Origin of the sequence: Amycolatopsis magusensis, from assembly GCF_017875555.1 — a bacterium.
Classification (GTDB): Bacteria; Actinomycetota; Actinomycetes; order Mycobacteriales; family Pseudonocardiaceae; genus Amycolatopsis; species Amycolatopsis magusensis.
Genome location: NZ_JAGGMS010000001.1, coordinates 3450506 through 3465029, shown reverse-complemented (window position 1 = coordinate 3465029; position 14524 = coordinate 3450506). Strand labels below are relative to the sequence as shown.

The 14524-nt window shown below is 71.1% G+C and carries 14 protein-coding genes and 1 riboswitch; of the genes, 6 read left to right on the top strand and 8 right to left on the bottom strand.

All coding sequences use genetic code 11. The features are described from left to right. Nucleotides 1–454: 454 nt before the first annotated feature. Nucleotides 455–1429: a DNA polymerase III subunit delta gene (gene holA / locus JOM49_RS15155; RefSeq protein WP_282770390.1), complete on the bottom strand. Its 975-nt coding sequence runs from the start codon at nucleotides 1427–1429 to the stop codon at nucleotides 455–457. 118 nt (nucleotides 1430–1547) lie between these two features. Further along, a riboswitch (SAM riboswitch) is annotated at nucleotides 1548–1684 on the top strand. Between the two features lie 11 nt (nucleotides 1685–1695). Here holA and thrC point away from each other — a divergent pair. The 5 genes from thrC to JOM49_RS15130 all read left to right on the top strand — a co-directional run bounded on the left by thrC (nucleotide 1696) and on the right by JOM49_RS15130 (nucleotide 7300). After that, on the top strand, nucleotides 1696–2955 hold the full coding sequence (gene thrC, locus JOM49_RS15150) for a threonine synthase (RefSeq protein ID WP_209664915.1): 1260 nt from the start codon (nucleotides 1696–1698) through the stop codon (nucleotides 2953–2955). Between the two features lie 429 nt (nucleotides 2956–3384). Next, complete coding sequence (locus JOM49_RS15145) at nucleotides 3385–4122, top strand: ComEA family DNA-binding protein (protein ID WP_372444012.1); 738 nt, start codon at nucleotides 3385–3387, stop codon at nucleotides 4120–4122. After that, nucleotides 4119–6506, top strand: coding sequence for a ComEC/Rec2 family competence protein (locus JOM49_RS15140; RefSeq protein WP_209664914.1), 2388 nt, complete (start codon nucleotides 4119–4121; stop codon nucleotides 6504–6506). Before JOM49_RS15145 ends, JOM49_RS15140 begins: the two co-directional genes overlap by 4 nt. A gap of 69 nt (nucleotides 6507–6575) precedes the next feature. After that, a complete protein-coding gene (locus JOM49_RS15135) occupies nucleotides 6576–6893 on the top strand; it encodes a metalloregulator ArsR/SmtB family transcription factor (RefSeq protein ID WP_209664913.1) in 318 nt (105 codons plus the stop codon). Further along, entirely contained in the window at nucleotides 6890–7300 is a 411-nt protein-coding gene (locus JOM49_RS15130) for an SRPBCC family protein (RefSeq protein ID WP_209664912.1), read from the top strand. Before JOM49_RS15135 ends, JOM49_RS15130 begins: the two co-directional genes overlap by 4 nt. 118 nt (nucleotides 7301–7418) lie before the next feature. Here the strand turns inward: JOM49_RS15130 and JOM49_RS15125 are convergent, their stop codons facing one another. From JOM49_RS15125 to nadD, 6 genes are all read right to left on the bottom strand, one after another. Continuing rightward, nucleotides 7419–7811, bottom strand: coding sequence for a DUF6221 family protein (locus tag JOM49_RS15125; protein WP_209664911.1), 393 nt, complete (start codon nucleotides 7809–7811; stop codon nucleotides 7419–7421). Nucleotides 7812–7981: 170 nt separating this feature from the next. Next, nucleotides 7982–8824, bottom strand: coding sequence for a DegV family protein (locus JOM49_RS15120; RefSeq protein WP_209664910.1), 843 nt, complete (start codon nucleotides 8822–8824; stop codon nucleotides 7982–7984). 9 nt (nucleotides 8825–8833) lie between these two features. Next, nucleotides 8834–9571 carry a diglucosylglycerate octanoyltransferase gene (octT, locus tag JOM49_RS15115; protein WP_209664909.1) on the bottom strand — a complete coding sequence of 246 codons (738 nt, stop codon included), beginning with the start codon at nucleotides 9569–9571 and terminating at the stop codon, nucleotides 8834–8836. Then, nucleotides 9568–10173, bottom strand: coding sequence for a histidine phosphatase family protein (locus JOM49_RS15110; protein WP_209664908.1), 606 nt, complete (start codon nucleotides 10171–10173; stop codon nucleotides 9568–9570). Before JOM49_RS15110 ends, octT begins: the two co-directional genes overlap by 4 nt. Continuing rightward, nucleotides 10170–10571, bottom strand: a complete 402-nt coding sequence (gene rsfS / locus JOM49_RS15105) for a ribosome silencing factor (protein ID WP_209664907.1) — start codon at nucleotides 10569–10571, stop codon at nucleotides 10170–10172. The genes JOM49_RS15110 and rsfS overlap by 4 nt, the downstream gene beginning before the upstream one ends. Before the next feature lie 114 nt (nucleotides 10572–10685). Next, nucleotides 10686–11285, bottom strand: a complete 600-nt coding sequence (gene nadD, locus JOM49_RS15100; RefSeq protein WP_209664906.1) for a nicotinate-nucleotide adenylyltransferase — start codon at nucleotides 11283–11285, stop codon at nucleotides 10686–10688. Nucleotides 11286–11538: 253 nt separating this feature from the next. Between nadD and JOM49_RS15095 the strand changes: the two genes are divergently transcribed. Then, complete coding sequence (locus JOM49_RS15095) at nucleotides 11539–13641, top strand: RecQ family ATP-dependent DNA helicase (RefSeq protein WP_209664905.1); 2103 nt, start codon at nucleotides 11539–11541, stop codon at nucleotides 13639–13641. On the opposite strand, the gene JOM49_RS15090 is transcribed toward JOM49_RS15095, so the two are convergent. After that, on the bottom strand, nucleotides 13590–14480 hold the full coding sequence (locus JOM49_RS15090) for an alpha/beta fold hydrolase (RefSeq protein ID WP_209664904.1): 891 nt from the start codon (nucleotides 14478–14480) through the stop codon (nucleotides 13590–13592). The two genes, JOM49_RS15095 and JOM49_RS15090, sit on opposite strands and share 52 nt — an antisense overlap. Between the last annotated feature and the right edge of the window lie 44 nt (nucleotides 14481–14524).

Sequence of the window (14524 nt, the reverse complement as noted above, 5' to 3'; positions counted from 1 at the left end):
TAACCCCACCCTCACGCACCCGAACCCCACATTCGCGCGCCTGAGTCTCACACTCGCGCAGCCGAACTTCACGTTCACGCGCCTGAGTCCCGCACCCGCGCCCACGAACCCCACACTCGCGTCGCTGAGTCAGGCGCCCGAGGCCGACGCCCGCGCGGCGCCAGCCCTGCACTCGCGCAGGCGAGTTCTACATTCACGCAGCCGAACCCCACACTCCCGCAACCGAGTTCCACACTCAGGCACCCGAACCCCACATTCGAGCAGCCGAACATCAGTGTTCGCGCGGCCGAGTTCCGCGCTCGCGACCGCGAGTTCCACACTCAGGCAGCCGAGTTCCACCCTCCCGCAGCCGATCCACACATTCGAGCCACCGAGAGTTCCCCATTCAAAAGCGGGCCCACGCCCAAGTCCCGCCCTCAAGAACCAGCGCGACCGTCCCTAAAAGCATCCGCCCTCAGCGACGATCCTTCGCCGCCGCGATCTCCAGCACGGCCCGCTCCAGCGCGTAGTCCGGATCCGCCGCGGCGCCCTTCACCTCGGCGTTCAGCTTCGCGACGATCCGCATCGCGTCGGCCAGGCCGTCCGCGCCCCAGCCCCGCACCTGTCCCTGCGCCTTCCGGATCTTCCACGGCGGCATCCCCAGTTCCCCCGCCATCGAGTTCGGGTTCCCCCGCCCCGCGCCCGCCACCCGCGCGATCGTCCGCACCGCGTCCGCCAGCGCGTCCGCGACCAGCACGTGCGGCACCCCGATCTGCATCGCCCACCGCACCGACTCCAGCGCCGCGGCCCGGTCCCCCGAGACCGCCTTCTCCGCCACCGCGAACCCGGTCACATCGGCCCGGCCGCGGTGATAACGCCGCACGGCCTGCTCGTCGACCTTGCCACCCGAGTCGGCCACCAGCTGCGTCGCGGCCGAGGACAACTCCCGCAGGTCCGACCCGACCGAGTCGAGCAGCGCCATCACGCCAGCCGCGTCGATCTTGCCGCCCGCCTGCCGGACCTCGTTGCGCACGAACGCTTCCCGCTCGGCGGGCTTGGTGATCTTCGGGCATTCGACCACCTGCGCCCCAGCCTTGCGCAGCGCCGCGGGCAGCGCCTTGCCCGCCTTCGTCCGGCCACCGCCGGTGTGCACGATCACCAGCACGACGCCGTCGGCGGGATCCTTGACGTAGGACAGGATCGCGTCACCGATCTCCTGTGACGCGTCCTGCGCCCCGTCGATCGCGATCACCCGGCCCTCGCTGAACAGCGACGGGCTGACCAACTCGGCGAGCACCGGAGCTGTGAGTTCGGACACCTTCAGCCGGGTCAGATCCGCCGTCGGGTCGGCGCTGCGGGCGGACTCGAGGGCGGCTCGAATCGCCCGTTCGATGAGCAGTTCTTCCTCACCGAGCACGAGGTGGAGAGCGGCTGCGTCGGTCACGGGCACGATCCTGCCACGCCCGGCGGCCACTAGCCCGGCACGGTGAGGTGGTCGCGGGGTCGTGGCGGGATGCCGTACGGTGTTGGCGAGGCACCGCGCCGAGCGCGGGCCGACAACTGAATACCGCTCATCCAGAGGGGCAGAGGGATACGGCCCGATGAAGCCCCGGCAACCGGCGTCAGCCTGTCATCTCGATTCCGCGAGGTAGCTGACGATCACGGTGCCAATTCCGGCCCACACACCCCGTGGGGCAGATGAGGAAGGACCTCGCGATGACTGCCACCCTCCGCACGACCAAGCGCACCCTGGACCTCGGCCCGGCCGTCGAACTGGTGTCGAAGGAAGAGGGCCACCGCCAGCCGCTGGCGCCCGAGTTCGTCTCCGCCGAGGACTTCTCCCCGCTCGAGGTCGCCTACGACTTCGGCCGCGTGCGCCGTGAGGACATCGAAAAGGGCCCGCGCAACATCTGGCGCTACAAGAGCTTGCTGCCGGTGCCGTCGAACGTCGAGGAGATCCCGAACACCGAGCCCGGCTGTACCCGGCTGGTGCGTGCCGACCGGCTCGCGAAAGCCTTGGGGCTCAAGCGAGTCTGGGTCAAGGACGACACCGGCAACCCCACCCACTCGTTCAAGGACCGCGTGGTCGCGGTGGCGCTGGCCGCCGCCCGCGAGTTCGGCTTCGAGGTGCTCGCCTGCCCGTCCACCGGCAACCTGGCGAACGCGGTGGCCGCCGCGGCGGCTCGCGCCGGCTGGGAGTCGGTGGTGCTGGTCCCGAAGACGCTCGAGCGCGCCAAGATCCTGACCACCGCGGTGTACGACGGCGCGCTGATCGCCGTCGACGGCAACTACGACGACGTCAACCGCCTGGCCACGCAACTGGCCGCGGAGAACGAGAACTGGGCGTTCGTCAACGTCAACGTGCGGCCGTACTACTCCGAGGGTTCGAAGACGCTGGCGTTCGAGGTGGCCGAGCAGCTGGGCTGGCGGCGGCCGCAGCAGATCGTCGTGCCGATCGCCTCCGGTTCGCAGTTGACCAAGGTGGACAAGGGTTTCCGCGAGCTGGGTGAGCTCGGGCTCGTCGAGCAGTCGCCGTACAAGATCTTCGGCGCGCAGGCCACCGGCTGCTCGCCGGTGTCGGCCGCGTTCCGCGCCGGGCACGACGTGGTGCAGCCGGTCAAGCCGGACACCATCGCCCGCTCGCTGGCCATCGGCAACCCGGCGGACGGCCCGTACGTGCTGGACGTGGTCAACCGCACCGGCGGCTCGATCGAGGACGTCAGCGACGAAGAGGTCGTCGAGGGCATCCGGCTGCTGGCGCGCACCGAGGGCATCTTCACCGAGACCGCCGGCGGCGTGACCGTGGCTACCGCGAAGAAGCTCGTCGAAGCCGGAAAGCTGAACCCGGACGAGGAAACCGTCCTCCTGATCACCGGCGACGGCCTCAAGACGCTCGACGCGATCGAGGACAAGGTCGGCCCGCGCGCCACCGTCCCCGCCAACGCCGACGCCGTCCGCGCCGCCCTGGCGAAGTAAGCCGTACCGGACACGAATGTGGCTTTCGGAGCGGATTCGGCCCCGAAAGCCACATTCGTGTCCGCTCCACTTCGGCCTCGGGGGCCTGCTTCGCCGCCGAACATCCCCAAGCCACTCCTGGCTCAGAAACAGGGCTATCGACGCGCGCCCACCACCCGCCTCTTCTCATCGGCCACAGCCGCCCATTTCATTCCCGGGCGACATTTCTCCGCTCCCACCTTGCCTTCCCGGCTTCCCGGCTTCCCGGCTTCCCGGCTTCCCGGCTTCCCGGCTTCCCGGCTTCCCGGCTTCGAATCGGGGAACCCCATTGCCGCCCCCAAAGCCACATTCGTGTCCCACGACACCTGACTTATCCACACCCACCCACTTGTCCACAGCCCCTCCCCCATCCCCTGTCCTCCCCCACCCATTCCCCCTAACGTCGCTTGTGTGTTCGAGCGACTTCAAACCCTCATCTCTCCCGGAGCCCCATCCTCCGAGGAGCACAAACCCGACGTCGCCGAATTGGCGGCCCGGGTCGAGCGCGACCGCACGCGCAGGCTGGTCACCCGCTGGCTGCCCGGAGTGCGCGGCGGCAACCCGGTAAAGCGACGTGCCACGATCGCGTTCGCCATCGCCGGTGTGCTCACGGTCGTGATCACCACGGTCCTGCTGCTCGGCGGCGGGCCCGAGCCGGAGCGCGCCCCGCCGCTTCCGGTCGCTCGCGCCGCGCCCGTGTCCAGCGCACCGCCGAGCGCCACCAGCGAGCTGGTGGTGAGCGTGATCGGCAAGGTCGTCAAGCCTGGCCTGATCACGTTGCCCGCCGGTGCCCGTGTCGCGGACGCGGTCCGGGCCGCCGGCGGAATTCTGCCCGAGACCGATCTCGCCACCGTGAACCTGGCCCGCCGCCTCACCGACGGCGAGCAACTCGATGTGGGCGCTCCACCACAGGCCCCAGGTCCGGCGCCGACTTCCCCCGGCGCCGGGCCGGCGGTCAAGGTGGACCTCAACACCGCAAGCCTGACCCAGCTCGACGATCTACCGGGCGTCGGTGAAGTGACCGCGAAACGCATTCTCGACTGGCGCGACCAGCACGGCCGCTTCACCGCGGTCGAGCAACTCCGTGAAATAGAAGGGATCGGCGAAACCCGGTTCACGCGATTGCGTGACCAGGTGACCGTGCAATGACCGTCGCCGCCGACCTGGCGGTGAACCCGGCGCCGACCGCGCACGACCTCCGGCTGGTGCCGGCCGCGCTCACCGTCTGGCTCGGCACGCTCGGCGGCCTGCTGATCGGCTGGTGGGTGACGGTCGCGGTCGGCACCGGAGTCGCGGCCGCGGCTGCCGTCGCCTTCGTGGTGATCCGTCGCCGAGCGGTGAACAGTGAGCGAATACGCGCGCTTTTGCTGGCATTACTGGGTTTTGGCGCGGTGCTCGCCGTGGTGGTGACGCCGCGGCTGCACAACGCGCAGGAGGATCCGATTCGCCCGTCGGCGGATCGGGGGGTGCATGCGGTGCTCCGGGTGACGGTCACCGAACGACCAAGGCCGATCCGTTCGGCCGGATACGCAGGAAGGGCAGGTGGTACGAGTGCGGTGGTGATCCCGGCGGACGTCGCCGAGGCGAAGGTCGAGGGCCGGATGGTGCGGTCGAACGGCCGGGTGGTGTTGATCGCGGCGTTGGACGGCTGGTCCAGCCTGTTGCCAGGGCAGCAGGTGACTGCCTCGGGTTCCCTGGACCCGGGACGACCGGCCGAGCTGACGGTGGCGGCCCTCCAGGTACGAGGGTCACCGCAGGCGACCACCGAGGCACCGTGGTGGCAACAGGCGGCGGCGTCGATGCGAGCCGGGCTGCGTAAGGCGTCTGGTGTGCTCGACGAGGAGCCCGCCGGGTTGCTGCCGGGGCTGGCCGTCGGCGACACGACCGGCATGTCCAGACGGGTCGAAGACGAGTTCCGCGACGCGGGTCTGTCTCACCTGACCGCCGTCAGTGGCACCAACGTCACCATCGTCTGTGGCGCGGTGTTGTTGCTGCTCCGCCTGTTGCGGCTCGGGCCGGTGGTGTCGGCGACGGGCGCGGGCCTGGCGCTCGCCGGGTACCTGATCATCACCGGACCGGAGCCGAGTGTGCTGCGAGCCGGGGTGATGGGTGCCGTGGGGCTGCTGGCGTTGGCCTTGGGGCGGCGTGGCACCGCGCTTCCGGCGCTGGCGGCGGCTGTCGCCGGTCTGGTGCTGTACGACCCGGCGATGGCAGCCAGCTTCGGTTTCGCGTTGTCCGTGGTGGCCACGGCGGGACTGGTGCTGCTGGCACCGCGCTGGGCCGCGGCGCTCGCCCGGCGGGGCATGCCGTCCGGGTTGGCGGAGTGGCTGGCGGTGCCGGTGGCGGCCTTCGCGGTGACCGCGCCGATCGTCGCGGGTATGGCGGGCGAGCTGAGCCTGGTGGCGGTGGTCGCGAACCTGCTGGCCGCGCCGGTGGTCGCTCCGGCGACCATCCTCGGAGTGCTGGCGACGGTGCTCGGGCCGGTGTGGCACGCCGGGGCTGAGTTCCTGGTGCGGCTGGCCGGGCCGGAGGCGAGCTGGCTGATCTTGGTCGCCCGGGAAGCGTCAGCGGTACCGGGAGCCGTGCTGGGCTGGCCGTCGGGCTGGTGGGGCGGGCTGCTGGCCGCGCTGGTGGTCGGCGTGCTCGTGGTGGCCGGACGATTCGCCAGGGTGCGGCTGGTGATCGCGGCCGGACTGGTGGTCGTCCTGCTGGTGGCGGTGCCGGCACGGGTGATCGCGCCGCCGTGGCCTCCGCCGGGCTGGGCGGTGGTGGCCTGCGACGTCGGCCAGGGTGACGCCATCGTGCTGGCCACCGCCGAGCCCGGACGAGCCGTCGTCGTGGACACCGGACCGGAGCCGGGGCCGGTGGACCGCTGTCTCGACCGGCTCGGGGTGGATCGGGTGCCGTTGCTGGTGCTGAGCCACCTGCACGCGGACCACGTGGGCGGCCTGGAGTCGGTGTTCGAGGGCAGGACCGTCGGCGCGGTGGCGGTGGGCGCCGGGCGGGCGCCGCGATGGGCCTGGGACAAGGTCGCGGAGGTGACCGGGACGCACGGGGTGCCGTTGGTGGAACTGCCGCTCGGGCAACGGCTCGACTGGCCGGGGCTGAGCCTCGACGTGCTCGGGCCGCGCTACGTCACCACCCGCGCCGCCGCGGAGAAGGACGGGACGTTGATCAACAACAGCTCGCTGGTGCTCCGAGGCCACACCAGCGCGGGACGAGTACTGCTGACCGGGGACGTGGAACTGGCCGCACAGGCGGACCTGCTGGCAGCGAAGGAGGATCTCCGAGCCGACATCCTGAAGGTCCCGCACCACGGCTCGCGGTACTCGCTGCCGGACTTCCTGGCCGCCGTCAACCCGCGAATCGCCGTGGTCAGCGTGGGCGGCGGAAACTCCTACGGCCACCCACACCAATCCACAGTGGACAACCTCGGCAAGGGCGGCGCCCTGCTCACCCGTACCGACACCGACGGCGACACCGCCATCTTTCCCCTCGACGACAACCCCGCCATCCTTCGCCGCGGTCGCTGACCCCGACAGGAGCCGAAAGCGTAGGCAACAGTTGACATGTAGGCGATGGCCTACATAAGCTCCCCCGGCATGTCCGACGAAGTGTTCCTGGCGCTGGCCAGTCCGGCCCGGCGGCGGCTGCTGGAGTTGCTCGCCGACGGGCCCCGGACGGCCGGCGATCTGGCGGCGCAGTTCGAGATGAGCCGTCCGTCCGTGGCCGAGCACCTGAAGATCCTTCGCCAGGCATCGCTCGTCCGCGACGAGCCGGTGGGGCGCCAGCGCTTCTACCACCTGGAGCCGGCGCCGCTGGCGCGGGTCGGCGACTGGCTGCACCCGTTCGAGCGGTTCTGGCGCGAGCGCCTGCGCACCATGGCCGACCTACTGGAGAACGAGGAAGAGGACCGATGACCTACGCCCGTACCGGCACCATCGTCGTCGATCAGTTCATGAACGCGCCGCCCGCGAAGGTGTGGCGGGCGCTGACCGATCCCGGCCTGCACGCGAAGTGGTGGGCGCCGGGGGACATCGCGGAGCACGTGGGGCACGAGTTCCACCTCCGGATGCCCGGGTACGGCGACGTGCCCTGCACCGTGGTGGAGTCCCGGCCGCACGAACGGTTCGTCTACACCTTCGACGGCGCCTGGACCCTGACCTGGCAGCTGGTCCCGGAAGGACACGGCACCCGGCTCCTGCTCGAGCACTCCGGCTTCGACCTCGACGACAAGCGGCAGCGCGAAGCCTGCGAGCGCATGGGGCCGGGGTGGCGCGACGGCGTCCTGCCCCGGCTCGCCGAGCTGGTCCCGGCGATCGGCTGAGCCGGAACCGCCGTGGACGTGACCCCCGGCGGCTACCGGAGAGGCCACGTCCACGGTTGGGCCACCGGGCGGTGCAAGAGCCTTCTCATACCTAGTTCGCCCGTTCGGCGGCCAGTTGTCAAGGGCGCCATTCCCGGCGGTACCCCGGGTGGTCCTGGTAGGGCAGGGCCAGCAACCGCAGTGTCCGGCACCAGTTCTTACCCGGCTCACCACCGGGAACGTGGCACACCTCGCACCAGTAATCACTGCCGTAGAGGGGGAATCCGGCCACCCGGTCGGTCACCCCGGTTTCATGCGTTTCGATGATCAGACGGGTCGCCTCCACCTCGCGGATCATGCGGTTGATCGAATCGAGTTCGAGCGTGCCGAGGCCGCGGATCCGCATTTCGGTCTGGGTGGCGAGGTCGGCGTGGTCGAGCTGGTCGCCGGTCTTGCCCTTCTGCACCGTCCGCATGATCAGGCTCTGGCGTTCGTTCACCCTGGTTATCAGGAACGCCACCAGATCGGTCACCGGGAACGTCCTTTCTGCGTCGCCCCCGCGCGATCCCCTGAGCCGGGTCCCCGAGCGGACCCACCGCGCATACTTCCTCGTCGGAAGTATCTCACCGACCGTTACGAACCGGACATAACAAGCCGGTCACTGCCGAAAAAAGATCACCGTCGGTGAAACATGAGGCACGCTCAGGGGCGCTGGACCACCACGCCGAGCACACCGGGGCCGGTGTGCGCGCCGATCACCGCGCCGAGTTCCGACACCAGGCAGCCCGAGGACCGCGGCAGCTGCTCCTCCAGGCGGTTCGCCAGTTCCACCGCCCGCTCCGGCGAAGCCAGGTGGTGCACGGCGAGCTCCACCGGTTCGTCACCGGCGGCGCGCACCGCCAGGTCGACCATGCGTGCCATCGCACGGTTCATCGTGCGCACCTTCTCCAGCGGCAGGATGCGCCCGTCGCACATGTGCAGCACCGGCTTCACGGCCAGCGCGGTGCCCAGCAGCGCCGCCGCCGAGCCGATGCGGCCGCCGCGGCGGAGGTGTTCGAGGGTTTCCACCACGAACAGCGTCTCCGAGCGGCGAGCGGCTTCGACGGCGGCCTTCTCCACCTCGGCAGGCGACGCGCCCGAGGCGGCGGCCGCCGAGGCGTGCAGCGCGGCGAAGCCGAGCCCCATCGCGGTGGTCCGCGAGTCGACGATGCGCACCTTGTCCGGGCCGACCTCCTGCGCGGCCAGCACCGCGGCCTCCCAGGTGCCCGACAGCTCACGTGACAGGTGCACCGAGACCACCGCTTCGGCGCCGTCGGCCAGCGCCTCGCGGAACTGGGCGGCGAACTCGCCCGGTGTGGGCCTCGAAGTGGTGACGATGCGGCGCTGCCCCAACGCCTCGGCGAGGGCGGCGGGCCCCACGTCCGTACCGTCCAGTGCGGACACCCCGTCGATCAGCACGTGCAGGGGCACCACCCGGATGGCATGCCGGTCGGCAAAACCCTCCGGCAGATGGGCGGTCGAATCCGTCACTACGGCTACCGGCACCGCACCAGCCTACGGGCCCCCGGGTGGTTCCCCGGTGAACAGCAACCCGCTGACGAGTTTTGCCATTTCGGCGCCCACGGCGGCGTGTCCCGCCCAGCCCCAGTGCATGCCGTCCGGGTTGCCGTGCCCGCCGAGCACGTGCTCCCCGACCACCTCGGCGAGGTCGAGCATCGGCACCTCTCGCCGCCGCGCCCAGTCGGCCATCGCGGCGGCGGCAGCCGGGCGAGCGGCGTGCACCCGGCCGTACGACTCGGCGCGGTGCACCGACGGCAACATCCCCACGATCGGCAGCGAGGGCCGCAGCGCGCGCAGCGCTTCGACCGACATGTCCAGGTACCGCACGGTCAACGCGGCGGGCAGCACCGCGGGCCTGCCGCGGAAGGCGACCGCGAGGCGCGGCTGGGCGGCGAGGTAGGCCTGCCGGGCGACGCGGCGCAGGCGGTCCGGGCGCAGGTACCGCAGCCCGGTGCGGAGGTAGGTGGGCAGCGGCGACGGCAGGGTGTCCATGCTGCCGATCGCGAGGATCACCACGTCGGCGTGGTGCAGGTCCGCCCAGACCCGCGGGTCGCCGGTCAGCGACCACCACAGGTCGCGGGCGTTCCAGCCGAACCCGGCGACCAGGTCGGCGGTGCCGCCGAGCGCGTCGGCGGCGCGGTTCGGCCAGAGCCGGGGTTCGTCGGCCGCGTACTCGTGGTCGGGGCCGTGGAAGCTCAGCGAGTCCCCGAACACCAGCAGCCGCGGGCTCACCCCGTGATGCCGGCGTTGTACACGTGCAGCCGCCACATGCCGTTGCGGCGCCCCAGCTCGACCCAGTGGCAGTTGCCGATGCCGCCGAGCGTCGGCCAGACCTCCACCGGCAGCCCGAGCAGCCGGGCGGTCAGCGCGATGATCAGGCCGCCGTGCGCGGCCAGCAGCACGGTGGGCCCGGTGCCGGCGGCGACCAGGTCCGCGACCACCTCGTAGGCGCGGTCGGCCACGTCCACGCGCGACTCACCGCCGGGCGGGGCCCAGGTGGCGTCGGTGCGCCACAGGTCCCGCTCGCCGGGGTACGCGGCGTCCACCTCGGCGCCGGTGAGCCCCTGCCACTCGCCGAGGTGGGTTTCGCGCAGGCGCTTGTCGATGCGCAGCGGCACGCCGATGGCCTCGGTGAGCACGGTGGCCGTGTCGGTGGCGCGGTGGAGGTCGGAGGCGATCACCAGGTCCGGCGAGAACCGGGCGAGCGCGGGCGCGGCGAACCGCGCCTGGTTCCAGCCCACCTGGGTCAGCGCGGAGTCGAGATGCCCCTGCATGCGGCCGGCGGCGTTGTAGTCGGTTTCACCGTGCCGCCACAGCACCAGCCGCTGGGTCACGGGCGCTCCTCGGCCGGTTCCCCCTCGTCGCCGCCCACGGTCAGGCCGTCGACCTCGATGCGCGGGCAGTCCTTCCACAGCCGTTCGAGGCCGTAGAAGGAGCGTTCCTCGTCGTGCTGGACGTGCACCACGACGTCGACGAAGTCGAGGAGCACCCAGCGGCCTTCCCTGGCGCCTTCGCGGCGGACCGGCTTGTGCCCGGCTTCGCGCAGCTTCTCCTCGACGTTGTCGACGATGGCGCCGACCTGGCGTTCGTTGGGGGCCGAGGCGATCACGAAGGCGTCGGTGATGACGAGCTGGTCGGAAACGTCCAGCACGACCACGTTCGAGGCCTTCTTGTCCGCCGCCGCGTGTGCGGCGGTGACGGCCAGTTCCCTGGCTTCGGACGTGGCGGTCAACAGGGCTCCTTCGGGTAAACGGATGCGCCCGATGAGGGTACCCGGATCAATCACGGCCCCAGGCGAGCACCCGGGATGGGCCGGCCGGCCGTGGCGTGGGCCACCGCGGCGGAGTCAGTCCGGCGCGTCGCGGTAGAGCCCTCGTTTGTCGATGTAGCGGACCACGCCGTCGGGCACCAGGTACCAGACCGGTTCCCCGTGCTCGACGCGTTCGCGGCAGCCGGTGGACGAGATCGCCATCGCGGTCACCTCGACCAGGCTCACCTTGCCGCTGGGCAGGTGGTGGTCGTTGAGGTGGTAGCCGGGGCGGGTGACGCCGATGAAGTGGGCCAGGTCGAACAGCTCCTCGGCGTTGCGCCAGGTGAGGATCTGCTCGAGCGCGTCGGCGCCGGTGATGAAGTGCAGTTCGTCGTCGGGGTATTCGGCACGCAGGTCGCGCAGGGTGTCCACGGTGTAGGTCTGGCCGCCGCGGTCGATGTCCACGCGGCTGACCGAGAACACCGGGTTCGACGCGGTGGCGATCACCGTCATCAGGTACCGGTCCTCGGCCTTGGTGACCACCCGGTCGGACTTCTGCCACGGCTGCCCCGTCGGCACGAAGATGACTTCGTCGAGGCCGAAGCGCGACTGCACCTCGCTGGCCGCGACGAGGTGCCCGTGGTGGACGGGATCGAAGGTTCCACCCATGACCCCGATTCGACGCCGTTCTGGCATGAACAGGCAGGGTACGTGGCCTGTGCCGCGGACGCGGTGCGCGGGTCCGCCCGCACCGGGGCGCCCGCGCACCGCGCGCTGCGGCGGCCTGGGGGAACCGCCGCGTACCGGCGTCTCCCGGGAACGGAGGCGGTACACCCAGGACAGAGGCCCGCGGCCGGGTGGCATGACGGCCGGGGCACCGATCGAGTGGTGACCTGCGTCACATACACTGCCCGCGAACCTGTCGGTGCCATGGGGTAGAGGTGGTGGCGTGAACGCCGAAACCCTGCGCCCGCGCGCCGACGAACTGCTCCGCGCGCTCGCCGGAGAACACGCCGTCCTGCGCGAAGACCAGTGGACCGCCATCGAGGCGCTGGTCGCGCAGCGGCGGCGCGCGCTCGTCGTGCAGCGCACCGGCTGGGGCAAGTCGGCGGTGTACTTCCTGGCCACGGCGTTGCTGCGCGAGCAGGGCGCCGGCCCGACGGTGATCATCTCGCCGCTGCTGGCGCTGATGCGCAACCAGATCGCCGCGGCGAACCGGGCCGGTATCCACGCGGCCACGATGAACTCGGCCAACCAGCAGGACTGGGACGAGGTGCAGGCCGACATCGCGGCCGGGCGCACCGACGTGCTCCTGGTCAGCCCCGAACGGCTGAACAACCCGGACTTCCGCGACACCGTGCTGCCGAAGCTGACCGCCACCGCCGGGCTGCTGGTGGTCGACGAGGCGCACTGCATCTCCGACTGGGGCCACGACTTCCGCCCCGACTACCGCCGCCTGCGCACGCTGCTCGGTGAGCTGCCCGAGGGCGTGCCGGTGCTGGCGACCACGGCCACGGCCAACAACCGGGTGGTCACCGACGTCGCCGAGCAGCTCGGCGTCGGTTCCGGCGACGCGCTGGTGCTGCGCGGCCCGCTCGACCGCGAAAGCCTGCACCTGTCGGTGGTCCGGCTGCCGACCGCCGAAGCCCGGCTCGCCTGGCTGGCCGAGCGCCTCGGCGAGTTGCCCGGATCCGGCATCATCTACACGCTCACCGTCGCCGGTGCCCACGACGTGGCGCGGCTGCTCAACGAGCACGGCTACCCGGTCACCGCCTACACCGGCAAGACCGATCCGGCCGAGCGCCAGGCCGCCGAGGACGACCTGCTCGGCAACCGCGTCAAGGCACTGGTCGCCACCTCCGCGCTGGGCATGGGTTTCGACAAGCCGGACCTCGGGTTCGTGGTGCACGTCGGCGCGCCCTCCTCGCCCATCGCGTACTACCAGCAGGTCGGCCGCGCGGGCCGCGGTGTGCACCGCGCCGAGGTCATCCTGCTGCCCGGGCACGAAGATGTGCAGATCTGGCGGTACTTCGGCTCGCTGGCCTTCCCCGGCAGGCGCGTGGTCGACGAACTGCTCGACGCGCTGGCGATGGCCGACCGTCCACTGTCGACAGCCGCGCTGGAGCCGAAGGTGGAGCTTTCGCGCACCCGCCTGGAAATGGTGCTCAAGGTGCTCGACGTGGACGGTGCGGTGCGCCGGGTGCGCGGCGGCTGGGAAAGCACCGGGCAGCCGTGGGAGTACGAAGCCGAGCGCTACGAGCGGGTCCACGAAGCACGCGACGCCGAGCAGCAGGCGATGCTCGACTACCAGAACACCACCGGCTGCCGGATGGAGTTCCTGCTCGCCCAGCTCGACGATCCGCATGCCGCGCCGTGCGGCCGCTGCGACAACTGCACCGGCAAGCACCTCTCCGCCAAGGTGTCGGAGTCTGTTGTGGACAAGACCGCGCAGGACCTCCGGCGGCCCGGGGTGGAGCTGACCTCGCGCAAGCAGTGGCCGACCGGGATGGCCGGGCTGGGCATCAAGGTCTCCGGCAAGATCGCCGCGGGCGACCAGACCGAGCCCGGCCGCGCGCTCGGCAGGCTGACCGACATCGGCTGGGGCAATCGTTTGCGCGAGCTGGTCGGGGACTCGGTCGCGGACGGCGAGGTGCCCGAGGCGGTGTTCCAGGCCTGCGTGCAGGTGCTCGCCGCCTGGGACTGGGCCGAGCGCCCGGTCGCCGTGGTCTCGATGCCGTCGAGCAGCCGTCCGATCCTGGTGCGCGACTTCGCCCAGCGGATCGCGAAGATCGGCAGGCTCGACTACCTCGGCTCGCTCGCCGCCGCGAGCGAACGGCCGCGCCGGGCGAACAGCGCGCAGCGCGTGGCCGATCTGTGGAACCGGCTCTCACTGCCGCCGGAACTGGCGGAGGCGGTGGCCGGACTGTCCGGGCCGGTGCTGCTGATCGACGACGTGACCGACACCGGCTGGACGATGGCCATCGCCGCCCGGCTGCTGCGTCAGGCGGGGGCGCCCGCCGTGCTGCCCTTCGCCCTCGCCGCGACCTCCTGACCGCCCAGGAACTCGTCGATCAGCGGAGCCATCTCGGGCAGCTTCTCCTCCAGGGCGAAGTGGCCGGTGTCGAACAGGTGCAACCGCGCGTCCGGTAGGTCACGCAGGTACGCCTTCGCGCCGTCCGCACCGAAGAACGGGTCGTTCACGCCCCACAGGATCAGTGTCCGCGGCCGGTACCGCCGCAGGTACTCGTGCCATTCGGGGTAACGCTCCACATTGGACTTGTAGTCGAGCGCCAGCTCGGTCTGGATTTCCTCGCGTCCCGGCAGCTCCAGGAAGTACTGGTCGAGGATCCAGCCGTCCGGCGCGACGACCGAGACGTCGCCGGTACCGCCTTCGTACTGCCCACGCGTCGCCTCCAGCGTGAGCACCTCGCGGATGGCGCTGACGTCCTCGCGGCGGCTCGCGACGAAGCCGCGCGCCAGCTCGGTGAGACCTTCCTCGTAGGCGTTGCTGTTCTGCACCACCAGATCGGTGATCCACCCGGGGTGCCGCGCGGCCATGCGGAAGCCGACCGGCCCGCCGTAGTCGAAGACGTACATCGCGAACCGGTCCAGCCCGAGCGCCACGCAGAAGTCTTCGACGACCTCGGACAGCCGGTCGAAGGTGTAGGCGAACCCGGCGGGCACCTCCGTGTGCCCGAACCCGGGCAGGTCGGGCGCGATCAGCCGGTACCGCGTGCCGAGCACCTCCATCAGCCGCCGGTACTGGTGCGACGCCGACGGGAAACCGTGCAGCAGCAGGACCACGGGCGCGTCCGGCGGCCCAGCCTCCCGGTGGAACACCCGCACCCCAGCCACCTCGGTGAACCCGTGCCACACCTGGACGATCGTCATTTCACATGCCTCCATCGGTCGAAGATGCATTAGGTATAGCCGCC